Genomic DNA, 23,332 nt, shown 5'->3' on the forward strand with positions numbered 1-23,332 from the left:
GACGCGGCTATGGTAATCCGAATTGCGGATCGGTCCGGCGCACTCAGTCCTGGTGCGCGGCCTCATCCCCCTCGGCTGAGTCGGCAACCTCGCGCGGATGACCCGTCCCCATCACGTCGGCGACTTCCCGATAACGCCCCAGCCGCTCGCCTGCCAGCGGGCCCCCGACCGTCATCACGCGATGCACCGCCACCATCAGCTTGCGGCGGGTCTCGCGGTCCGGCACCAGTGCCGGCAGTGCCCGGATCGCGCGCTGCGGATCCAGCCTGACGATAAAGCTCTGCTGGCGCACCGCGGTCTTGAACGCAGCCAGGTCGGCCTGGCCGCCGGATTGCCCGGTGGCTTGCTGCTGTTCGCGCGCGATGCGGCGCAGCAGGTTGAACGGCCGCTCCTCGATGGCGCTGGGGCGATCGGCGACGTAGGCCAGCACGCGCACAAAGGCCTCCAGCGTGCCGCCCTGCCCGATCGCCGCCTCGGCATCATGCAGACGGCGCGCGGCCAGCTCCTTGCGCAGCGCCACAGTCACGGGCGACTCCAGGTTGGCCGGCGCCGGCGCGCGCAGCCCCACCAGCGCCGCCGTCGCCGGCGAAGCGTAGATCACCTCGAAGGCCCGCTCGTACCAGGCATCGCGCAGGTCGCGGAACTGGTCGAGCGCGCTGACGATCTGCGCCGAGGCCGCGTGCTCCAGCGTCAGCAGTGGATTGTCCGCCGATACCGGCGCGCGATGCTCGCGCACCAGCGGCGCCAGCGCGCCGATCCACGCCATCCATGGGTTCACGTCGGTCGCCAGCTCGCGCTCCAGCCGCGCGGGATGCAGCGCGCGCAGCCACTGCGCGCTCACTTCGTTGGACATGGCGCGTACCCACGGCGAGGCGAAGGTGTCGTAGATATGCTGGTTGACCTCGGCCACGCGCCGCACCACCTCGAAGGCGCGCTCGTCGTCGCGGCCGTCGTCCAGCGCCAGGATGTCGGCAATGCCGCGGCGCTCGAAGCGCATCAGGTAGCGCCCTTCGACCAGGTCGCGGTGCCGCAGGTCGGGCGCGACGTCTTCGATCTTCGCCTCGTACAGGCCCGGCGGCAGCACGTCGATCAGGTCCAGTGCGCAGAACAGTTCGCTGTGCTCGCGGTTGGCCACGCCCGCGGAGACAAAAATGCCGAGGTGGCCCACGGTCGGGTGCAGGCAGTAGACGATCACCTGGTCGTTGGCGACCAGTTCCTCATCGCTCGCGTACAGGTCCGGGATCCAGTTCAGCGCCTGCTGCGGCGGCGTAATGTTGTCCCCCCAGGAGGCAAAGATGATCACCGGCGAGCGCACGTTGCGCAGGTCCACCACGGTCGTGCCGTCGGTGCTGCGCACCTCGCCCGCGGTGAGCCGGTTGCCGACGAACAGCTTCTGCACGATCCAGTCGATCTCGGCGCGGTTCATCAGGAAGTGGCCACCCCACCAGCGCTCGAAGTCGAGGAAGCGCGGGCCTTCGGTGTCGGCCTTCGCATAGACGTCGTAGAGCTTCTCCCACAGTGTATTGGCGGGATTGAGCTGTTCGAAGTTCTCCACCAGCCAGGCGCCGTCGAAGCGGCCATTGCCCAGGTCAGCAATCAGCGAGGCCAGCCACGAACCGCCCAGCAAGCCGCCGCTGTAGCGCATCGGGTTGCGCCCGCGCACGCCGGACCAGTACGCCAGCGGCGCGCCGGCCAGCAGCAACGGGCCGGTGCGCTCCGGCGCCACCGCGGCCAGCATCATCAGCGCCCAGCCGGCCTGGCAGTTGCCGATGATGAAGGGCTTGCCCGGTGCATCCGGGTGGCGCTCGCCAACGATCTGCAGGAAGGCAGCCTCGGCGCGCGCCACCGATTCGATGGTCTGGCCCGGGCAGGGCTCGTAGAAGAAGGTGATGAAATAGCACGGATGACCGGTGCGCAGCGCGATGCCGATCTCGCTGTCGGCCTTGAAACCGCCGATGCCGGGGCCGTGGCCTGCGCGCGGGTCGATCACCACGAAGGGGCGCAGGGCGGGATCGGTCGGGCTGTCCGCCGGCGGCACGATGCGCAGCAGCGCGTAGTTGGCGGGTTCAGGCAGCTGGCGGCCATCGGCCAGCAGTTCGTGCTCGAACACCAGCACGGGTGGCATGCCCTCAAGCTCATGCTCGGCGGACTCGTTGCCGCGCTGGCGCAGGATGTCGAGCAGCAGCACGGTGCGCTGCCAGGCGTCGAGGGCGTATTCCAGCGCCGGCTGTGCCAGTGCCGCGAACGGGTTGGCGTGCGCGGACAGACTGGTAGCGGTCGAGGTGGCGCTGCTGTCCCGCGGCAGGTCGGCGCGTTCACGTGCGGTCATTCCACTCCCCTGGTTGGCGCCCCGTCCGGCGTATCCGCGCGCTTGGCGGCGCGACCGGAGTGACGCATGTTGCTATGCAACAAAGCCAAGCGTACCAGCCGCTGCCATGCGGTGCAACCCAGAGACCGGTTGCGCGCAATGCCACACTGTTGGCGCGCCGCGCGGTCATCGACTGGAAAGACTCGTCGCCTATACTGGCGCAGGGCGCTTTGCGCATTGCAGCAATCGCGCACCCGCGCGCGGCCGGCGCCAGGCTCGACGCAATGACGCGGGCCGGGTACCCTAGCCGCTGCCTCGCTCACGGAACATCGTCATGACCGCTGCCTCGCCTGCCACGTCCGCCATGTCCGAACTTGCCGCGCCCGCCGCAGACGCGCCGGACAAATACGCCACACTGCTGGCGCGCTGCGCGGGGCTGCCGCCCATCCCCACCGCGGTGGCGCATCCGTGCGACGCCGCCTCGCTGGGCGGCGCGCTGCAAGCGGCGGAACTGGGCCTGATCGTGCCGATCCTGGTGGGCCCTGCCGCGCGCATCCGGCAGGTGGCGGCAGAGCACGGCATGGCGCTGGGCAACACCATCGTCATCGACACGGCGCACAGCCACGACTCGGCCGAACGCGCGGTCGAAGCCGTGCGCGCCGGCGACGCCGAGCTGCTGATGAAGGGCAGCCTGCACACCGACGAGCTGCTGCACGCGGTCACTGCCACGGCCAGCGGGCTGCGCACCGGGCGGCGCCTGTCGCATGTGTTCGCAATGGACGTGCCGCGCTACCACAAGCCGCTGTTCATCACCGATGCGGCGGTCAACATCTTCCCCACGCTCAACGAGAAGGCAGATATCTGCCGCAATGCCATCGACCTGGTGCGCATGCTGGGCATCGAGCAGCCCAAGGTGGCGATCCTGTCGGCAGTGGAAACCGTCACCGACAAGATCCCCTCCACCATCGACGCCGCGGCGCTGTGCACCATGGCACGGCGCGGCCAGATCACCGGCGGCATGCTGGACGGCCCGCTCGCCTTCGACAACGCCATCAGCCGCGAGGCCGCCATCACCAAGGGCATCGACTCGGACGTGGCCGGCGACCCCGACATCCTGCTGGTGCCGGACCTGGAAGCGGGCAATATGCTGGCCAAGCAGCTGACCTTCCTGGCCGGCGCCGAAGCCGCCGGCATCGTGGTGGGCGCGCGCGTGCCCATCATCCTCACCAGCCGGGCCGACAGCGTGCGCGCGCGCATCGGCAGCTGCGCCATTGCCGTGCTGCTGGCCCATGCGCGCCGCAGCGCCGCAGCCGCGGCGCAGGTCTGAGCCGTGCCCGTGCAGCCCTTGCGCAACCACTTGGGAGTCCCTCCAGCGTGACCGCCATCCATCCCGCCGTGCATCCCGTCATCCTCGTTGTCAACGCCGGCTCGTCCAGCGTCAAGGTCTCGGTCTACGCCGTGCCCGACGCCGCGCATGGCAATGCCGACATCAACCCGGTGCTGAGCGCGCACGGCCAGATCGAGGGCATCGGCGTGGCGCCGCGCCTGACCGCGCGCATGGCCGACGGGCGCGTGGTCGCCGACGAGACCTTCCCGCAGGCCCAGGTGGCCGACCACGACGCCGCCTTCCGCCTGGTGCGGCTGGTACTGAGCGTGGGCCTGCGCGACAACCCGCCGGTGGCGATCGGCCATCGCGTCGTACATGGCGGCGCCGACTATGCGCAGGCCGTGCGCATCGACGACGAGGTGATCGCAAAGCTGGAGGCGCTGGTGCCGCTGGCACCGCTGCACCAGCCGCACAACCTGACTGCCATCCGCGCGGTGCGCGAGGCCGTGCCGGACCTGCTGCAGGTGGCCTGCTTCGACACCGCCTTCCATGCCGGCCACGACGTGCTGGCGCAGCTGATGGCGCTGCCCTACGCGTACTACGAGCGCGGCATCCGGCGCTACGGCTTCCACGGACTGTCGTACGAGTACATCGCGCGCCGGCTGCGCCAGGTCGCGCCCGACCTGGCCGAGGGCCGCGTGATCGTGGCGCACCTGGGCAACGGCGCCAGCCTGTGCGCCATGCGCAACGGCCGCAGCGTGGAAAGCACCATGGGCCTGACCGCGCTCGACGGCCTGCCCATGGGCACGCGCTGCGGCTCGGTCGATCCCGGCGCGCTGCTGTGGCTGGCGCAGCAGGGCATGAAGCCGGCCGAGATCCAGGCGATGCTGTACCAGGAATCCGGGCTGAAGGGACTGTCAGGCGTGAGCAGCGACATGCGCGCGCTGCTGGCCAGCGATGCGCCGCGCGCGCGGCTGGCGCTGGACTTCTACGCCTACCGCGCCGCGCAGGAGATCGGCAAGCTCGCCACCACGCTGGGCGGCCTTGACGCGCTGGTGTTCACCGCGGGCATCGGCGCCAACTCGCCGCCGGTGCGCGCACGCACCTGCGAACACCTGGCGGGCCTGTTCGGCATCGCGCTCGACGGCGGCGCCAACGGCGAGAACAGCCAGCGCATCAGCCGCGACGACAGCCGCGTGCCGGTGCTGGTGCTGCCGACCGATGAAGAAGGGATGATTGCGCTGAACACCGCCCGCATCCTGCGCGGATGCGGGCAGCTCTGAGTCAGCCTGCCAGGTAGTGCCCGCGCAGCTGCGCGACGTCCACTTCGAGCGCGTCGCGCAGGTAGTTGTCGACGCTGCCCCAGCCCGCGTCGATGGCCTGCATCGACGCATCGAGATAGCTGGCGCGGACTTCCAGCAGCGGCGTCATCACCGCGGGGGCCACGCCAAGCCCGGCCATGCGCGCCAGCGCAGACTGGTTGAACTGCGCATTGCGCTGGTTCGACTCCAGGTAGTTGGCCAGGATATCGTCCTGCGCCACGCCCAGCGCCGCCAGCAACAACAGTGCGGCAAAGCCGGTGCGATCCTTGCCGGCGGTGCAGTGGAACAGCAGCGTCTTGCCGCCCTGCGCGGTGCGCATGAAGCCGGCGAAGGCGTCGCGGTAGCGCACCGGGAAGTCGCCATAGACCTCCAGCATGAAGGCATCCATCTGTGCCGGCGTACTGGCGCGCAGGCGCGGCATCAGCACGTCCATCGCCATGCTGCCTTCCAGCACCGGCGCCGCCACCCAGTGGAAGCGCTGGCCGAAGGCGGCCTCTTCAGGCGACTTCTCGCCGGGCGAACGGAAATCCACCACCATGTCGAGCCCGAGCGTCTGCAGCCGCTCCAGGTCCGCCGCGCTGGCCAGCGCGGGGTTGCCGCTGCGGTACAGGCGCCCCTGGCGCACGCGGCGTCCGCCCGCGCCGGCCAGGCCGCCCAGGTCGCGCGCATTGCTGATGGTGTCGAATGCCAGGTCATGCCGGCCCTGCACGCTGGCCGCGGCCGCAGCCTGCGGCACGACAGCATGGGCGGACAGGCATCCTGCGCGTTGAAGCCACTTGATCATTGTTCTTTCCCGATTGTCCTTGCGATGCGGGCCGATGCCGTGCCGGCGCTTCAGCGCGCGCGGTACGCCGGCACATGCCAGCGCAGGTGGCAGCCGGCGATATAGCGCCGGTCCAGCCGCGCCACCAGCTTCCACACCGTCAGCGCACTGGCATCGATATCGACCCACGCCCACGGGTGCTTCGGGTCGCCCGCTTCCACCAGTTCCACCGAACGGATCTTCGCATACCGCGCCAGCGCCTCGCGCAGTGCCGCCGCGTCCAGGCCTGCTTTCAGTCCACGTACTAAAACCTTCATGGTCGGCTCCAATTATTTCAGATCACTCCCGCTCATGCATCACCCGGCCGGGGCCCTGGTGGCGCGCTTGCGCACACACACCGCCGCCAGCCTTATGTGGCGAGCTTCTCACTGGTATGACGCCTGCGGCGACCCGGGTATCCATTGATCATGCGTGGACTTGATCCTGCTCATGGCGGGCGGAAATAGCTTGGGATCGCCCTCGACAGGGCCGGCTGCCGGTCGGAAAATTCCTATCATGTCGAACGCGGCGGCCACGCCAGCAGCGAGGCCGCTCCGGGCACACCGCACACGGATGCCGTCTCGCGACCGACACCTGCCTGTCCTGCCGGCCGCGCTGTCCCAGCGCCGGCGCGCCGCACTGTCCGCCGAGAGCCGTCCGAGCCAGGTGCCCCCGGGTACCGACCAGGACCACCAACCAAAAGGATGCCGGCGATGACAGATACTTCCGCCTCCCCCCCTTCCGCCCCTTCCGCCGCGGCTGCCCAGGCTGTCGTGCCGGCGCCGAAACTCACGCTGCCCTGGGGCCTGTTCGCCGCCGTTGCCGCGTTGCTGGCGGTCCTGGCGATTCCGCAGCCCGAAGGCCTGACCGTCGCCGGCCAGCGCATGCTGGCGATCCTCGCCTTCGCCATCGTGGTGTGGATCACCGAGGCGGTGTCATATGAGACCAGCGCCATCATGATCACCTCGCTGATGGCGGGGCTGATCGGCTTTGCGCCGACCGTCAACGACCCCTCGGTGCAGTACGGCACCTCGAAAGCGCTCGGCATGGCGCTGGCCGGGTTCTCCAACACTGCGCTGGCACTGGTCGCCGCGGCGCTGTTCATCTCCGCGGCGATGACCGTGACCGGGCTGGACCGGCGCATCGCGCTGGTGACGCTGTCTGCCATTGGCACCAGCACGCGCCGCATCCTGATCGGCACGATCGCCGTCACCATCGCGCTGAGCCTGGTGGTGCCCAGCGCCACCGCGCGCAGTGCGTGCGTGGTGCCGATCATGATGGGCGTGATTGCAGCGTTCGGCGTCGACAAGAAGTCCAATATCGCCGCCGGCATCATGATCACGGTGGCGCAGGCCACCAGCATCTGGAACGTCGGCATCCAGACTGCCGCGGCGCAGAACCTGCTGACGGTGGGCTTCATGGACAAGCTGCTGGGCGAGCGCATCACCTGGCTGCAATGGCTGATCGCGGGCGCGCCATGGGCCATCGCAATGTCGGTGGTGCTGTATTTCCTGGTGCGCTTGCTGCTGCCCGCCGAAACCGACGCCATCCCCGGCGGCAAGGAAGCCGTGCAGCGCGAGCTGTCGGCCCTCGGCCCCATGAGCGCCCCGCAGAAGCGGCTGGCCGCGGTATCGCTGGGCCTGCTGCTGTTCTGGGCCACCGAAGGCAAGCTGCACAGCTTCGACACCGCCACCGTGACCTTCGTCGGCCTGGTGATCCTGATGATGCCGCGCATCGGCGTGATGGACTGGAAGACCATGCAGCAACGCACGCCGTGGGGCACGCTGATCGTGTTCGGCGTCGGCATCAGCCTGGGCACGGCGCTGCTGTCCACCAACGCCGGCCAGTGGCTGGGGCAGTTCGTGGTCACGCATTCCGGGCTGGCGGCGCACGGCGCGCTGCTGGTGTTTGCGATCCTGTCGGCCTTCCTGATCCTGATCCACCTGGGCTTTGCCAGCGCCACCGCGCTGACCGCGGCACTGCTGCCAATCCTGATCGCGGTGCTGCAGACACTGCCCGGCGACATCAACCGCGTGGGCATGACCATGCTGCTGGGCTTTACCGTCAGCTTCGGCTTTATCCTGCCGATCAACGCGCCGCAGAACATGGTGTGCCTGGGCACGGAAACCTTCAACGGCCGCCAGTTCGCGCGCATCGGCATCCCCGTGACGATCATCGGCTACGCCATGATGCTGCTGTTCGCAGCCACCTACTGGCGCTGGCTGGGCTGGGTCTGAGGAGGCACCATCCAGCCGGACAACCCGCTGCGGACCTGGGCCTGGACTGGCAGAGCGCCGAAGTCGAGGCTTTGATCCGGCCATCTGGCGCACTCGCTCAACGTGGCCGTGCCCACGGCCTGAAGACGCCGCCTGCGGCGGGACTCGCACCCTGCCGCACACGGCTGGCACAATACGTGCCATGAAAAGCCTCTGGTCCGCCTTCATCAAGCTGCTGGTGCTCGCCGTGATCGGCGGCGCGCTGCTGGCCGCCATCGCCATCCTGGCCGCCAACCGTCAGCTGCCGTCGCTCGACGCCCTCACCGCCTTCCGCCACACGCCCGACTACGTGCCCATCGGCAAGATCCCGCGCGAGCTGACCGACGCCGTGGTGGCGATCGAGGATGAGCGCTTCTACGTGCATGACGGCATCGACTACATCGGCGTCGTCCGTGCCGGCGTTGCCAACCTGTCGGACGAGCTGTCGCAGGGGGCATCGACCATCACCATGCAGGTGGCACGCAATTTCTACCTGTCGCGGGACAAGACCTATACCCGCAAGCTGTACGAGGTGCTGCTGTCATACCGGATCGAAAAGGCACTGACCAAGGACGAGATCCTGGAGCTGTACATGAACAAGATCTACCTGGGCCAGGGGGCGTATGGCTTTGCCGATGCGGCGCGGACTTACTTTGGCAAGCGGCTGGATCAGTTGACGCTGGCTGAGTGTGCGATGCTTGCCGGGCTGCCCAAGGCGCCGTCGGCTAATAATCCGGTGGCGAATCCGAGGCGGGCGCGGCAGCGGCAGGTTTATATCCTGCAGCGGATGCTGGAGCTTGGACGGATCTCGCGAGGAGAGTATGACGGGGCATTGCTGGAGCCGTTGAGGCTGAGGTAAGCCGCGGGTGATGGCGCTGGCGGAAAATGTCCCGCCCTGGGGGAAGGATCAGAGTCCGGCCACGATCCGGCGAATGGAATGAACGCCGTCAATTTCGATAGCGCAGTGCGCAGCGGACTGCCAAACGCTGCCAAGGCTGCCATCGCGCAACAGGCCCGGGGGCCAGTCGTCTCGCGTTGACTTTGGCCCGATAACGCCGTCGCTTGACGCGCCAGGCCGGGATGCATCGGCCAGCCGCCTGAGCGAAAGCTGGATACGATCCCGCCAACCAGGCCGGTGGCGGGCCCAGAGGTCATCTACCGCGGCAGCCAGGCCGGTTCGGCCCGCCATGCGCGTGTGGTCGTGCACGATTTGCACCAAATCGGTAAGCCACTGTGCGGGCGCGGCAAGGATATGACCGGCCCATTGCGCGCTCGCGGCCTGCCAGACCACCAGCGGATAGCGGCGCCCAACCCGGTCGTGCGATGCAGCGAGGATACCGAACAGGTAGCTGCTCTCGCTGGGAAACTGCAGGCCGCGCGGCCGCAGGATGAAGAGGCATGGTTCAGACGGGCGCAAGCGGGACTGAACCGAGAGACTGGGCGGGGTCAGGTGCAGCCAATGCCGGACGCTGCCGCCCGCGGAATGCGACGCCGCCCTCGCCGGGAATTCGTCGTCCCGATGATCGAACCAGCTCCGCCACGCCTGCACCTGGTCCAGCGACGCATTGTGGCGGACAAAGTCTCCCAGCGCTGGCAGCTTGCCGAATATCGACGGCGCCGTGATCACCCGGACCTCCCGGGACACTGGAAGCCCTGCAGCAGCCCGGTGGTCCAGGGGTTGGCGAGGCTGCCGGTATTGATATCGAGCTTCGCCTTGCGGCCGTCGAAGTCATATTCGGCCATGAAGTGGCTGGCGCTAGCGGAGCCGGCGAGCCTGCCCTTGGCAATCACCCGCATCAGGGCCCACGGGCCGTTGGCGGCCAGCGTCGAGGTATCCGGACGAATCCGGGGGCTGGCAGTGATCTCAGCCCCTTGCCCGCCCCGCGGTCCCGGCCAGGTCACCTTGAGCGGGATGACCGGACCGTGCACGTAACGCTGGCTCTGTCCGTCGAAGTCCATGTTCAGCTCGACGATTTCGGGATCGAGTTCCACCACCTTCAGGTCCACCTTCCAGGCCATCTTCTTCGCTCCCGGATCCCGGAAGAACACTTCCCGGATTTCCCTGGCGCGCTGGAACGGCACCAGACTCGGGCCAGCCACGGGCGGCACGTCGGGGGCGGTCAACTTGTAGCGCCAAGGCGAGATGGTGGTATCCACGTGCGGCGCCAACACCTTCTGGAAAAAGTCGTCCAGCACTCCGCCCGCGGCGAAGACGCGCGCAAAGTCTTCCGGGTCCACGTCCTGCATCGACGTCGGCGTGAACGGATACTTGCCGTCGATGGCGCCGCGGCAGCTCTCGCCGATGACGGCGTCCATCTGCGCAATCAGGATATCGCCCACGCCCTTGTTGACGTCCCTGGCGCCCTGCACGACCAGGTCGGCCAGCACCGCCTGGAAGGGTGCCGGCAACTTCGCCGCCTCCATGCGCAACTGCTCGCCTGCGTCCGCGGGCGGCGGCAGGTTCCGGGTGCTCAGCGCGTTATTGGCCACTACCAGACTGGTGTAGTAAGCATTGACGATGCCGGCAATCGCATCCAGCTGCGGCTTGCCGGCGGTGTCCCGCGCGCCTGGCGCCGCCGCGTCGGCCTGGCCGGTAACCACTTCGCGCAGCGCGGCGAAGCGGTTATCAACCAGCTCGCGTTCCTGACGGGCCTCGGCACGCATGCTCAGTGCACTGGTTTTGTCGGCCTTCTTGTCCAGCGCTGACAACGCCTTCTCCGCAAGGGACTTTTCCTCGGGCTCGAGCGTGCGGCTGAGCGTCGTTTCTTGCACCGCTGCCCTGCCCAGCCTGGCAAGCGGTGAATCCGGCGCGGCAAAGTTGCGCAGGATCTCCAGGTCAAAGGCCAGGTTGCTTCCCGTCACGGTCCGGATGTCACCCAGAAACTTCTCCCAGTTCCGGGCATATTCGCTCAGGTAAAGGCGCCGGATCTCGCGCGTGAGCGGATCATTGCCCGTGAGCCGGCCGGCGGCATTGTCAGCCGTTTTTTTTTGAGCGCCAGGCCCTGTTCCACGCCCCATCACCCAAATGTCGACCGCCTGCGCCCTGGCGACAAACTCCGGCAAGCGGGCATTGAACAGGTCGTGGTAGCCGGCATAGGTAAAAAGCCCCGGAATACCGCGCTCCAGCGGCTCACCGCTGGCCCGGGTAAAGACCGTGCCGGCCTGGGGACCGACCGCGCGCACCAGCGTGAAATCTTGCGGTGCCTCTTCCATCATGGCCGCCTTGGCGCGGTCATACAGGCGTTCGACCGAGGTATCGCTGTCCAGGAAATCGCGCGCCGAGCGGATCAGTGCCTCGTTCTTTGCGTAGGGCGACAAGACCGGCCGGCTGCCATCGAGCAGGCTGTCCAGATGCTCCAGCACCGCCACGCGGCCACCAAAGGCATCCGCCCCGTTGCCCGTCGCCCAGTCGCTGCGCACCCAGCTACGCACGTCGGATGCGTTGAACTTGTCCTTGTCATGCAGCATCAGGTAGACCCGCAGGGTGTCGTAGGCCTGCTTGGCGTCGCGCTGACTGACCGCCGTTGACAGCACCGCTTCGACCCGGCGCACCAGGTACGGCACCAGCAGGTTGTCCTGCAACCTGGTATGGGTCAAGGTCGCGGCGCCCAGCACCGGCGCCACGCTGTACAGGCCGTAGCGCCAGTCGGCAGAAGGATTGACCAGATCCAGGCCGGCGTAGGCAGGCAGGTCGCGGGCCGCTCCCAACACCTCCGGCATCGAATCAGGCTGCGGCTTCTTGTAAAACGCCGTTACCGTGGCGGCCAGCGCCTTGGCTTTCTCCTGCACCACGTCAAGGTAGCTGCGGTTATGGCCGAAACTGGCATATAACGCCCCCACCAGCCACAGGAAGATCACCAACGCCAGCGCATGCCCGAGCAGGCGCAGCAGGCGGAAGCGGAATTCCCAGCGCAGGTTTGGCTTCACCATGTGGGCTTCCGGCACGATGATGCGTTTGAAGACATCCTGCAGGAAGTAGCTGCGGTTGCCGGCGGGCTGATCCGTGGCGGCGCCGGCAGCCTGGGTACCGGACTGTCCCGTACCGCGCACCTGCCTGATGACAGTACCCGCATCCGCGACCACCGCCTCCCCGGTTTGCGCGGCGCTGGTGAAGTACACGCCGCGCAGCATTGCGTTCCGCTCGGTATCGTCGTACCGCGAGTCCAGGAATATCTGCTCCAGCATCGCGACAAGCGGTTCTGTCACGCTCGCAAGCTCATCGCTCAGAGCGTACAGCGCCTTGCGCCGGCTCAGGTCAAATTCCTCATACAGCCGCCCGTCCAGCCCCGTCTCCAACCGCGTCACCAGAGACCGCATCTCCTCCCGGCACAGTGCGGAGACATCCACAGCGGGCTGTCCCCGCCGCCGCTTCGCCGCGACGGGCAAGGTGAAGCCCCAGGGCTGCGACCGCCCCTCGCTGGTCAGGTACTGGAAGTAGTCGGCAAAACCGGCGAGCTGGTCGAGCTTGGTCACCAGCACGTAGATGGGAAACTGGATACCCAACTCCTCGCGCAGTTCGGCCAGGCGTGCCCGGATCCTGGACGCTTCGGCCACCCGCGCCTCCTTGGAGTGCCGAAGCAGGTCCTCCACGCTGATGGTCACCAGCGCGCCGTTGATCGGGGCGCGGGGGCGATATTTGCGCAGCAGGCCGAGGAATCCCTTCCATTCTGCCGGGTCGATCGCCGAACCCGCTTCCTGCGCGGTGTAGCGGCCTGCCGTGTCGATCAGCACCGCCTCATTGGTGAACCACCAATCCGTCTGCTCGGTGCCATGCCGCGCGCGGGCCGCCAGGCTCATCTGCTCCGCGATGGGGAATTGCAGCCCGGCATTCAGCAACGCTGTCGTCTTGCCGGCCCCCGGCACGCCGAACATCATGTACCAGGGCAGTTCGTAGAGATAGCGGCGGCCCTCGAACAGGCGAGCAATCCGGCTACCGGTGCGCATGCTCCTGAGCTGCCCCAGCGCAGTCTGAATAGCCGCATTCAGCTTGGCGATTTCATCCCTGGCCACGACTTCCTGCCGCTTGCCGCCAAAGTTCAGCAGGCTCTCGACCAAGGTCTTGTCCGTGCGTGCGCGCTGCCAAAGCAGGTACAACAGGTACGCGGCAAATACAAACACAATCGCCGCGATCAGCAGAATACGCATCGAATCAGGCTTCAGCGGATGCGTGGCACCAATGGCCAGCAACGGGCCGGCATGCCAGATCAGCAGGCACAGCGCGGCGACTCCGATGGTGGAGACCGGCCAGCCAAGCAACCAGAACAGTGTCAGCGCCAGCAGCAGCACGATCAGCGTGACGCGCGCGCCGATGCCCGCCAGCGGATGCATGCCGTTGAAACCGAGAAGCGGCCCGATAAACCAGATGGCAGCCGCGACCATAAGCCCGGCAATGAGAGCGAGCGTCTGCCGGGAGAACAACACCGCACCAATACGTTTGAGGAATTCCATGCCTTGACCTTGACCCCGATTACTGCGTTACCACGATCTCGACCCGGCGATTCCTTGCCCGGGCGGCTGGCGACTTGTTGTCGGTAAGCGGCTCGGAATCGCCCTTACCAATCGCTTCAAGGCGACTCTTTGCGACGCCCTTGCTGGCCAGGTACTCGGTCACTGTCGCAGCGCGCTCTTCCGACAGCACCTGGTTTGACGGGTACCTGGCCGTTTTGATGGGAACGTTGTCGCTGTGACCGATCACCGTCACCTTGCCGGTGACCTTGTTGATCTCCGCAGCCACCTTGTCCAGCAACGGCAGGATCCTGTCGCTGACTTCGGCGCGGCCGCCGCCAAACATGTCATCACCGCGGAACGTTACGGCACTGCGCGCCGCATCCTCCTGTACGCTGACAACGCCACGCGCGATCTCGTCCTTGAGCAACGCTGCAAGGCGCAGTAACTTAGGCGGCTCCGGTGGTGCTGCCTTGCCGATGGCAAGTATCTGCTGCTCGAGATCGTGGGTGCGGAACAAGAGCTGGTACTTGTACCAGGCGAACAGGCCAAACACCGCCAGTGCCAGCACCGACACCGTGACCCATACCGGCACCGTGCGTAGCAGGCTGAGCCGCCCGGCGTCGGCGCCCCGCCAGTGCGGCGACAAGTCGCGCGGCACGCTTTCGCGTGCTCCGCTGATCAAGTGCAGGAGGCGTTGCCGGATCGCGTCGAGTGGACGATGGCCGTCAGTGTGGCCGGCATATCGGCCGAGGAAGCCGAGTGACAGGACGTGGTAGATCACTTCGATCACGTCGATGTGTTCGGCGGGCCGTTCAACGAGCCGGCCAAGCAAGTGGAACACGCGCTCGCCGCCATCGTTCTCGCCATGCAACTGGATCAGGAGACTGTTATTTGCCCAGGTATGCTGCCCCCATGGCGTGCCGTTCGCTGCTTCGTCCAGCGCCGTACAGAGAGCGTAGCGCGCGGCCAGGATATGCTCGCGACGAATATTGGCGCGTTCGCAGACGGCTTGAAAATCCCTCGCTTCCTGCACCAGCACTTCCTTCAACCGTTCGCCCTGTGCCGGTTGAAAGTCCATGGGCATATCGGCCAGGGCCCGCAGCAACGGGCGCGCAGCCGCCAGCAGCGGGTTGGTGGCGTGGCCGATTTCAGCTACCCGTTGCTCGACCGGCTTGCGCATGATCGGCCGGACTTCCGCCTCTTCCGTACGCGCGGGCTGCGATGTTCCACTTGGCGGCACGCTGGAGAACGCCTCCATCCATGGACTCGGAGCACCGCTGGACGCAACAGCCTCTGTATCGCGTGTATCGGGCTTCACTGCCGTACTCCCCACAATTCCATGCGCAACTCAGGGAAACTGCCTGCCACATGGAGAGCCAACCCACCGTAGCGCTCGACCTGCTCCCAGAGCGGGTGTTGCTGGGACAGTTCAAAGTAGACGAAGCCGGCGTTGAACGGAATCTGCCGTGGCGGCACCGGCAATGCCTGCAGGGGAATGCCGGGGAGGTGGGACCGGATCAGATCCGGCAGTCGCTCGGACGGCCCTACCTTGGTCTGCGCAGGAAACTGCTGCTGCAGGAGATCGGCAGGAACCTGGGCAGTGACCGCCAATACAAGGGTGGCGAAGCGGCCAAGTTCAATCGGATCAAGCACCGCCAGGCGCACGCCGTGCGCTTGCTCTTTGATCTCGATCCGTTGCGCGGCCCGCTCCAGGACTACATTGAGCAGAAGGCGGAGATCGTCCACCAACGGCTTCAGGCACAGATGCGGGGCGTCGTGCCGATAGGCGGCATGCTCCGCAGGTCGGCGGGTCTGCGTGCGCACGAATGTCGACAACTCACCCGACAGCGCAGCCAGATGCAGGTAGATCACCTCCGGTGAAGCAGCCTTAGCGGCCAACAGGTGGGTCAGGATCGGCTCGTATCGGTTCAGCAATTGGAGAATGAGGTATTCCGACACCTCGGCCGCGTCGCCGCCTCGCATGCTGGCAGCCGACAGGCGCTCGGCCATCGCGTCGGCCCTCAGGTGCAAGAGGCCGTGGATCTCGTTAAGCCACGTGTGAAGCAATGCGCTGGCCGTGTACACATTGACCGGCGGAATCACTGCCGAATCCAGCCGAGCGCTCCCATCTGCCCGAATCTCTGCCACTTTGGTCAGCGGCAGGCCAAGCCAGGACTCGGAAAGCTCCTTCTCCGGCAACAGCCGAAGACGCAAATCCGCCAGCTGCACCAGCTTCGGCCCTTGCGCGATCGAATTGGCGTCCAGCAACTCCTGCTCGAAAGTCCGGTACCGTGCCAGCGAATCCGCGGCATCCTCGAAGTTCGTCTCTTCCGCATTGGGCGTCCGAATCGGGACCGCCAGATAGATGGTCTGATTCAGATGTTCGTGCTGGAGCGCGAGTGGCGCGGGCAGCGCGGCATGCGCCGGGGCATCAAAAGGCGTGCCGTCCTGAAAGATGCCAGCTGCGCTCGACACGACCAGTTTGCCAAGCGACAGTGCCTCGGCATCAATCGCAAGATGATGAAAGCCCCAGAAAAACGGACTGAGCGCCGCGCTGCGCTTATGCGCGTAGTGCTCAAGATAGCGTTCCTGCTGCTGAAAAAGTTGCGGGCGCAGAAACAGCCCTTCGCTCCAGACGACCTTGTTGTACCAGCTCATGGCTTCAATCACGTTTGGAAATGGTAATGGACTGCTGGTCCAACGAGACTTGCAGCTTGATCTTGCGTGCGGGGATGGCCGCGCGATACCACGCGGCCTCAGGGGCGGGGGGCAACTTGTAGACCGCTCTCCATGTCGCCTTGCCAAGCTCCCTGTACCCGACCAGGAACCCCAATGCCTGCGTGTCCGGATTGAGCTTGCGCTCGATGTCACGAGATTCGCCGGGGCGGAGAATGAACTCGTCGCGCACCAGCAGATCCTGCGTCAGCAGCGTCTTGTCAGCCTTTTCGAGCGTGAAGTAGTCGGCATTCTCGAAGGCGTTTTCCGTCTTGAGTTCGTACACACGAACCAGGACCGGCGACGCCCGCCCCTTGTCATCGGGGTTGACGGTGTCTTTGGCCAGCATGGCCAGATCAAGCCTCATCTGCTCGTTCCTGGCAGGTGCCGTGGAGCATCCGACGAGTACCACCCCTGTCAGCCAGAGGATCCCGGCCAGGCGGCACAGAGCCCTGCGCCGCCGGCATCCCGGATCTGCCGTCCGGCGCTGCTCAAACGCGTTCACCGTCCGTCCCATTGAGTTTGGAGATCAAGCTACAGCCGTTGCTGGTCAACATGCCATGCACGACCTGAGGTCGGCCATTTGACAATGTGGAACCGCGCACGCCGCCCACGATCACGCACGCCTTGTCACAGCGCATGCGCGCCCCCTGGAAGGTATAAGCGCGACCGCCGTCAGCAGTGTCCTGCGGCGATCCCTCTTCCACTGTCGCGCCACAGGTCGCTGTATCGCCCTGGCAGATATAGCCGAGTATTTCCATGGATTCTTCTGAAGATGGTGTTGCCAGCCCTGCCGCATGGACGCGACCGTTGATATCGTCCTCAGCCATCAGGCATCGGTCTGCTTGCTTGCGCCATCCTCCTGGAGACGGAACAACTCCGGCTCGATGATGGTCGGCCTGGCCGCCTGGATGTCGCGCGTGTTCTTCTGCACCGCAATGGCGCCGAACAGTGCCAGTGCGAACGACATGCCATAGAAGCCCTTCTCACTCAGGGCCAGCGTTGCATTGAACAAGCCGACGCAAAGCAACAGCACCGCCAGAATGACCGAGAGCCAACTCAAACCGTAGTAGATGCCCGTCACGGGAACGCCCTCGAGTCTGTCGCGCACGCTCTTCTGGACCGAAACAGCGGCGAACAGGCCGTAGACCAGCACGGTGAAGTAGTAGCCGCGCTCATTCAGCTGCATATCGGCATTGAACAGGCCGATCAGGAATGCCAGAAAACCAGCAAGCAGCGCCGACCAGGATGCTGCGACAAAGGCGAAGGACGGTTGTTGTGAGTTGTGGTGCATGGTCATGGATAGATAGGCTGGTGAGTGAATAGGATCGGGAAAGCACGATGCATTTGCCTTCGCTTGGGCCTGGCTAGAGGCGTGGAATTGGGAAGCTGGTCGGCAAGACTTTCTCGAGAACGCGTCTTCCTTCTGCCGCCGCGCCGTCCAGGATCGCGTCGACGCCCTTTGCTGCAGCATCGCCCACGGCATCAAGCGTTGCATCGCGAGTAGCCCTGACCTTCTTCTCGACGGCATTGGCCGCGTCGCGCATGGCGTCAAGCGTGCCTGGCATCTTGATGCCGAGGTGACGCACCCGGGTATCGTTGCCAACGAAAAACGTCCGCGCCCAGCCGTAGCCGCCTGGTGCGTATTCATGGAAATTCGGGACCCGGAACCACGCCCGGCTGTCGTGGATGTAGTCGTCGAACAGCTTGATCGCCGCCTTCTCCTGAATGGCGAACTGGTCCACAGCGGCTGCAGACGTCCACTTGCGCAGGTAGTCCCCCATTTCCGGGGCATGCTCCAGCACCACGTCGTCCTCGGGTGCATAAGCAGCGATTGCTGCGTACATCACGCGGACGTCCGACTTCACAAGAGCGACCAGGCTGGAGTCCGAGGCCGGACGATTCTGGCGCAAGACACACAGGTGTGGGCCAGAGTTCGTCATGGCTCCGGCCGTACTAGTGAGAATTGGACCCGCAATGCCGAATGGGAATCCCATCGCGACCTGACCAAGCGTCGCTGGCCGAGAAATCGTCTTGATGGTGGCCTGCCATTTTTCACGTTGATCCGGATGCAGCGATGCCAGCAGAAGACGAAAGTCCTCCGCGCCTTCCAGCAAATCAGTCTGGTCATTGGTGACGATCTCGTCCGCGCCTTCGCCCGGCCGGGCGTCCTCCGGCTTCTTGCCCGCAACCTGCGCATAGAGCACCTCTTCCCGGCGCTGAATCTCCAGTCGCTTGGAAACCAACTTCGCTTGTACAGCCCGCATCTGCGCCGAACCGGCGAGCATGGCTTTGATGTCTCCACGATAGCCAGCACTCTCCACCTCAGAGGCGATCTCTCCGCTTTCGCGCATCAGATCCTGCTGTTCGCGTCGAAGGCGTTGCAATACATCGTCCTGCTTCGCCACCTTCTTGTGCTCCTTCTCGACCTGATTCGGGGTGAGCTTGTCTTGCCGGCAGGCGGCAAAGAAGGGTTGATTGGCAAGATAGCTCCCGGTCCCAATTCGCGCGCGCAAGGTCCGCCACATCAGGTTCTGGCGCATGCCGAACTCCATGGCGTCTTCCACGGTTCTGATGGGGATGACCTTGTCCAGCCAGGCGTTGAATGCCTTGGCAACGTCCGGCGTTATCTGGAAATCCCCGGTCAGCTGGGCGGACTCCTTGATCTTGTCATGCAGCAACAAGGGGACACCAGCCTTCAGCGCCTCGATATACATGTCGTGCAGCGGAATCCGACTCAGCTTGTCGGAATCCCCCAGGCGCGCCTTGCCCTGCTCCCCCGCAACATAGCCGCCGCCTACGTCAGAATGCACGCCAGGATAGGCGACTTCAAGCAGCCTGGCTGCGTTCTGCGGGCAAGCACCGAAGCATCACGAGCTTCGGCGGGGACTGCAGTACGCTCCGTACACGCCGGCAGTGCCGCCACCACAGCCAGCATGACCAGGGCCACCAGCGCACGACTTGTCATCCGGAACCTCATCGCGATGTGCCTACTGTCGATGAACCGCCCTCGCTTCTCAGCCAGTCCATCGGACTTCGGCATCTTCTTCGGCCAACGCGGTGCGCTCATTTCGCTCTCCCTGCAGGGCAATCTGTCGGTAGCACGGGATACTTGCAGCGGCGCCCTGCAGCCTCGCGGTTCGCCGGTTCGTCCACCACCCCCTGAGCGACGTACGGATCATCGTCGCCGGGCCGCACGTTGAGGCTGTTGTGGCCGCTGGCATTCCCATCATTCACCATCACCTTGACTCGATCATTTGGCAAGAAAATCGCCCACATGCCGCCAGTGTCTCTTGAGTACTGCGGAACCTTCGCAACTGCCATGTAGTGAATCCCTGGCGTCTTGCCATCCGGAACCTTCTCCACCTCCCAGCGGATCGTTATCTTCATGTCTGGCTTCCATACTTCCGGAATGCCGATACAGCACGTCTCCGCCCCTCCCCCGGCAGGGCCGTCACCTTCTGCGCGCCAGATGTTGGGGCCGCCCCCGCTCATGCCGTTCTCACCGGCGATGCCGAAGCCCACGATATAGTGAGGCGTGTAGTTCAGCCCGCTTACGCCGCCTGGGTTCACTACGTTCTGATCGGCGAGGGCCGGCACATCGCGAGCTTCGGCGGGCACTGCAGTACGCTCCTTGCACGCCTGCAGTGAAGCCGCAAGGGCCAGTACTAGCAAGGCCACCAGCGCACGGCATATCTCCCGGGTCCTCATCGCGACGCATCTCCTCTCAATGAACCACCCTCGCGTCCTAGCCAGTCCCCGGGCTTCGGACATCTCTGCCAGCCAACGCTGTACGCACATTTCACTCACCGTTGTGTCCGGCACCACGCTGGCGCTTATGCAGCAACTCCGTCCATACGTGATCCGGCAATGCGTCAACGCTTTCAATGAACGAACCGCCTTCGCGCCATCTCGCTTCCAGCGCCGTCCGCACCTCCGGGTGCTCGTCGAAATCGAACCCATACCGATAGCTGTACTCGCAATACCGCAGCCGACACATCGTCTCCGTGAGCCCCCAGGCTGCAACGCGCCGATATCGATGCAGCAAGTCTTCAAAGCGCTCCGCATATAGCCCTGCGCCGGCGACTACGCCGCCTTGAATCAGGCTGAACAGCACCTGATCCGGCTCGCAGTGAGCAATCAGGTAATCCTGTTGCCGCTGATCCAGGCTGATGGCCACCGGGGTGTCCTGCACTGCGGTGTACTCAGCGCCACCGTTTATGCCGTTCCACTTCCGCGAGTGCCCGCGGTACTTCCATTGATACATAGGCCGCGTCAACTTCTCGGCAAGCTCCGGGCCGAGAATGCTCAGGAAGGCAGCGAGATTGCGCGGATCGAAGTAGCGCACCAGCGCAGACATCTTGTCGCCCAGGTCGGCAATCAGAAACTGCTGCAGATGCATCGCCATGGCGTCGATGCCGGCATCGCTCAGGATCAATGAGATGCACGGCATCTGCTGATCCAGTCGATCCAGCTCTGTCATCCACGCCGGCTGGCCCTCGCCGACGCGCGCCAGGAACAGCGACGCGCTCTCCGCCCGCTCTTCCGGCATTCCGGCATACACGTTCCGGCACTCCGGAGCCTGCGCCACCAGAAAGGCAACGTTAGCGGGAAACTGCGCGCCATCGGCGAGCACATACAGAGGCATCGATTCAGTCATGGCAGCCATCCCGGACATCAACGCAGAACCAGTGCGGCATTGCTCTTGGCAGCCTTGAGCAGGCATTCAATACAAAGCGACTTTGTCTCGAATTCCACCGGCATGCTGCGCGGACCCGATTTGGATTTGCTTGCGGCATGGATGGTGTGGCCGCCGGGCGTGTACTCATTGATATTGCCGTTAAGCACGATCGCACTGCCGCCACCGGAGAGCCGCAGTTCCTTTTCGGCGCTGATTTCGATCCGCTCGCCTGTCAAGGTGATCTTCAGCTTTGCGAGCAAGTTGACCGAGTTCCTGAGGGCGTGGATGTCGATGTCATCGGAAGCAGCTACCAGCCTGATCCCTGCTTCATGAACAAACACGCGCCACGCCTTGCGGACATTGGCGAACAGGCCGCCCCCGGCGGTCAGGGAGATATGTTGTCCGGCGGTCACGGCAGCGTGTCCGCCGCTGCGCGTATGGCTTGATCCCGGAGTGGCCTGGATGATTCCCGCTGGGCTGGCGAGAACCAGGTGCGGCGAGGTCAGCTCCTTGAGGCGGCCTTCTCCCAGCATCGCGTCCACTTGCTTGGCAAGGATCTTGGACACGGCCGCAGGCTCCCCATCATGGGCTTCGACTGTCCTGCCGGCGTCGATCAGTTGATCGGCCTCTCTGGCGCTCTCCCGCAGGCCGTCAACCACCGCTCCCATGCTAAGCGCATAGTCGTCGCCAGACTCGCGCGGATAAGTGCTGACCAGCATGCCGAGGCTGGCGCGCAAGGCACCCCAGGCGTCCGTACGAAGCTCAAATCCTTCGCCACGTTTGTCCGTGCGACCGGCATTGCCGGGGATATCGACGATATGGCCGAGCGCCAGCTCCGACGCCTGGTAGTCCGAGCCGATTTGTGCCTGCGGTTGCCCCGGCGTATCGTCCGCGATCACCTTGTTCGCGCGGCCACCACCCTTGCCACTCCCGTCTGCGAATTCGCGGCTCCGAAAGCCCGACAACGACTGCTGGTGGGGCAATAACCACGGCGGCAGATTGAGCTGGTTCGGCGCCCGCCCGACAATCACCGGACAGTCCGGATCGCCGTTGATGAACGCCACAATGACCTCCTGCCTGATCCGCGGAATGTGCATCGCGCCGAACTGGTCGCCCGACCAGCCATTGACCACCCGAATCCATGGCGACGAGTTCTCGTCGTACTTCCCGTAGCGGTCCCATTCGAATTGAATGATCACGTTGCCGTGGTCGTTGCACCAGATCTCCTGGTTCTTCGGGCCGGTCACCACCGCTCGCTGCACGCCAGCCACGCGTGGTTTGCCGACCGTGCGCGGGGGGCGAAAGACTTCATCAGTGGGGTGCGCTTCAAACGAAACGCGGCACGAAAACTGTTGCCCGCTGCCGGATTCGCCGCCGACATCCTCCAGGTCCAGCGTCGCACCGGTCACCAGAAACTCGCGGTTCATCGCCGGGTTGCTGTGATTGCTCACCAGGTAGGTGCAGCCCGCCGCCACCCCGCGCAGCGCACCCGCGCCACGTGCGCGCCGGCCGCGTGAGCGGCGTTCCTCCATGCGAATCCTCGCCCGCATCTCGCCCACCGCCGGATCGACATAGTCGCCCGGGTGCTCGTAGCGCTCGAAATCAGCGAAGCTGGTATCGCGCGGCTGGCTGTTGTCGGTGGTCAGATTCGCGCGCGGCTTGCGCGGATCGTAGTCGTTCAGCGTCACCTTGCCCGTGCGCAGCCGGTTGACCGGATCGAAGCGGACCAGATGTTCCTGGTCGATCTTGAAGCCACGCGGATAGATGGGCAGCGTGTGATAGGCCTCGCTGGGGAACTGGCGATATGCTCCCGATTCGGCGGCCAGGATCAGCCGATGGTGTCCGCCGTCATGCTCGAAGAAGTAGGTAATGCCATACTCCTCGGTCAGCCGCTGGATGAAATGCGCATCGGTCTCTCCATGCTGCACCTCCCAGGCGAGCTTCGGATAGACCGATGTATCGAGGCGCTTCTCCACCGAGAACGGGTAGTCCGCAAGCACCTCGTCAAGAATCTCAATCACCGTCTTCTTCTGGAAAGGCTTGAAGTCGGACGTCTGCGTCGCCAGCCACAGCCAGGGGCGCAGCGTGAACCGGTACAAGCGATTCTCCGCAACGCCGCCGACATGTTCGATATCGGAGATGACACCGGTGATCTCGCGATGCCCAGCCCCTACCCCACCCAGCAGGCCGGTGCCCATGCCATCGAGCTCGATGGTGACGGTCATCTCGCGGCCGATCATCGCATCGGGATCGGCCTCCGCAAGATACTGTTCCGCGGCAGGCGAGACCGCACGCAGGTCTACCTTGTAGGTGAAGAGTTCGCTCAATCCCTCATGACCTGAGAGCCTCACGAACTCCAGCTGGGGCTGCCCCAACAGGTCGGGAATCGCCGCGCTGGAGACGCTGACGGTGCGATTCCGCCCAACGGCCAGGTTTTTCAGATTGTTTAGCGCACTCATAAGGTCATCTCTTTA

18 protein-coding genes are annotated in these 23,332 nt (G+C 65.2%); 4 read left to right on the forward strand and 14 right to left on the reverse strand.

The features are described from left to right. Window positions 1–43 precede the first annotated feature (43 nt). Window positions 44–2,329, reverse strand: coding sequence for a DUF3141 domain-containing protein (locus AC3WVS_RS04410; RefSeq protein ID WP_492317560.1), 2,286 nt, complete (start codon window positions 2,327–2,329; stop codon window positions 44–46). 343 nt (window positions 2,330–2,672) lie between these two features. Between AC3WVS_RS04410 and AC3WVS_RS04415 the strand changes: the two genes are divergently transcribed. Continuing rightward, window positions 2,673–3,635 carry a phosphate acetyltransferase gene (locus AC3WVS_RS04415; RefSeq protein WP_492317688.1) on the forward strand — a complete coding sequence of 321 codons (963 nt, stop codon included), beginning with the start codon at window positions 2,673–2,675 and terminating at the stop codon, window positions 3,633–3,635. A 47-nt stretch (window positions 3,636–3,682) separates the two neighbouring features. Next, window positions 3,683–4,918: an acetate/propionate family kinase gene (locus AC3WVS_RS04420; RefSeq protein ID WP_492317561.1), complete on the forward strand. Its 1,236-nt coding sequence runs from the start codon at window positions 3,683–3,685 to the stop codon at window positions 4,916–4,918. Between the two features lies 1 nt (window position 4,919). On the opposite strand, the gene AC3WVS_RS04425 is transcribed toward AC3WVS_RS04420, so the two are convergent. Continuing rightward, entirely contained in the window at window positions 4,920–5,741 is an 822-nt protein-coding gene (locus tag AC3WVS_RS04425; RefSeq protein ID WP_492317562.1) for a tyrosine-protein phosphatase, read from the reverse strand. Window positions 5,742–5,791: 50 nt separating this feature from the next. Further along, a complete protein-coding gene (locus AC3WVS_RS04430; RefSeq protein WP_010811526.1) occupies window positions 5,792–6,037 on the reverse strand; it encodes a hypothetical protein in 246 nt (81 codons plus the stop codon). Window positions 6,038–6,472: 435 nt separating this feature from the next. Between AC3WVS_RS04430 and AC3WVS_RS04435 the strand changes: the two genes are divergently transcribed. Both AC3WVS_RS04435 and AC3WVS_RS04440 read left to right on the forward strand, forming a co-directional pair. Further along, complete coding sequence (locus tag AC3WVS_RS04435) at window positions 6,473–7,996, forward strand: DASS family sodium-coupled anion symporter (RefSeq protein ID WP_492317563.1); 1,524 nt, start codon at window positions 6,473–6,475, stop codon at window positions 7,994–7,996. A gap of 181 nt (window positions 7,997–8,177) precedes the next feature. After that, window positions 8,178–8,873, forward strand: coding sequence for a transglycosylase domain-containing protein (locus AC3WVS_RS04440; protein WP_316153245.1), 696 nt, complete (start codon window positions 8,178–8,180; stop codon window positions 8,871–8,873). Window positions 8,874–8,921: 48 nt separating this feature from the next. Here AC3WVS_RS04440 and AC3WVS_RS04445 read toward each other — a convergent pair whose 3' ends face one another. The 11 genes from AC3WVS_RS04445 to AC3WVS_RS04495 form a co-directional block, all read right to left on the reverse strand. Continuing rightward, window positions 8,922–9,641, reverse strand: a complete 720-nt coding sequence (locus AC3WVS_RS04445) for a TagF domain-containing protein (protein ID WP_492317564.1) — start codon at window positions 9,639–9,641, stop codon at window positions 8,922–8,924. Continuing rightward, window positions 9,638–13,462, reverse strand: coding sequence for a type VI secretion system membrane subunit TssM (gene tssM / locus AC3WVS_RS04450; RefSeq protein WP_492317565.1), 3,825 nt, complete (start codon window positions 13,460–13,462; stop codon window positions 9,638–9,640). Before tssM ends, AC3WVS_RS04445 begins: the two co-directional genes overlap by 4 nt. 19 nt (window positions 13,463–13,481) lie before the next feature. Continuing rightward, window positions 13,482–14,720: a type VI secretion system protein TssL, long form gene (gene tssL / locus AC3WVS_RS04455; RefSeq protein ID WP_492317566.1), complete on the reverse strand. Its 1,239-nt coding sequence runs from the start codon at window positions 14,718–14,720 to the stop codon at window positions 13,482–13,484. A gap of 56 nt (window positions 14,721–14,776) precedes the next feature. Next, on the reverse strand, window positions 14,777–16,120 hold the full coding sequence (tssK, locus tag AC3WVS_RS04460; protein ID WP_492317567.1) for a type VI secretion system baseplate subunit TssK: 1,344 nt from the start codon (window positions 16,118–16,120) through the stop codon (window positions 14,777–14,779). Window positions 16,121–16,124: 4 nt separating this feature from the next. Further along, complete coding sequence (tssJ, locus tag AC3WVS_RS04465) at window positions 16,125–16,682, reverse strand: type VI secretion system lipoprotein TssJ (RefSeq protein WP_492317568.1); 558 nt, start codon at window positions 16,680–16,682, stop codon at window positions 16,125–16,127. Further along, window positions 16,669–17,007: a PAAR domain-containing protein gene (locus AC3WVS_RS04470; RefSeq protein ID WP_492317569.1), complete on the reverse strand. Its 339-nt coding sequence runs from the start codon at window positions 17,005–17,007 to the stop codon at window positions 16,669–16,671. Before AC3WVS_RS04470 ends, tssJ begins: the two co-directional genes overlap by 14 nt. Beyond that, the gene (gene yiaA / locus AC3WVS_RS04475; protein ID WP_492317570.1) at window positions 17,007–17,477 is read right to left on the reverse strand and encodes an inner membrane protein YiaA; all 471 of its coding nucleotides are present in this window, start codon (window positions 17,475–17,477) and stop codon (window positions 17,007–17,009) included. Before yiaA ends, AC3WVS_RS04470 begins: the two co-directional genes overlap by 1 nt. Before the next feature lie 67 nt (window positions 17,478–17,544). Then, entirely contained in the window at window positions 17,545–18,990 is a 1,446-nt protein-coding gene (locus tag AC3WVS_RS04480; RefSeq protein WP_492317571.1) for a hypothetical protein, read from the reverse strand. Window positions 18,991–19,243: 253 nt separating this feature from the next. Continuing rightward, window positions 19,244–19,798, reverse strand: a complete 555-nt coding sequence (locus tag AC3WVS_RS04485; protein WP_492317572.1) for a DUF3304 domain-containing protein — start codon at window positions 19,796–19,798, stop codon at window positions 19,244–19,246. A 181-nt stretch (window positions 19,799–19,979) separates the two neighbouring features. Further along, entirely contained in the window at window positions 19,980–20,837 is an 858-nt protein-coding gene (locus tag AC3WVS_RS04490; RefSeq protein WP_492317573.1) for a DUF4123 domain-containing protein, read from the reverse strand. 17 nt (window positions 20,838–20,854) lie between these two features. Further along, the gene (locus AC3WVS_RS04495; protein ID WP_492317574.1) at window positions 20,855–23,317 is read right to left on the reverse strand and encodes a type VI secretion system Vgr family protein; all 2,463 of its coding nucleotides are present in this window, start codon (window positions 23,315–23,317) and stop codon (window positions 20,855–20,857) included. Window positions 23,318–23,332: the final 15 nt, after the last annotated feature.

The sequence above is a fragment of the Cupriavidus sp. CPT47-8839-RL05A genome (genome assembly GCF_058792255.1).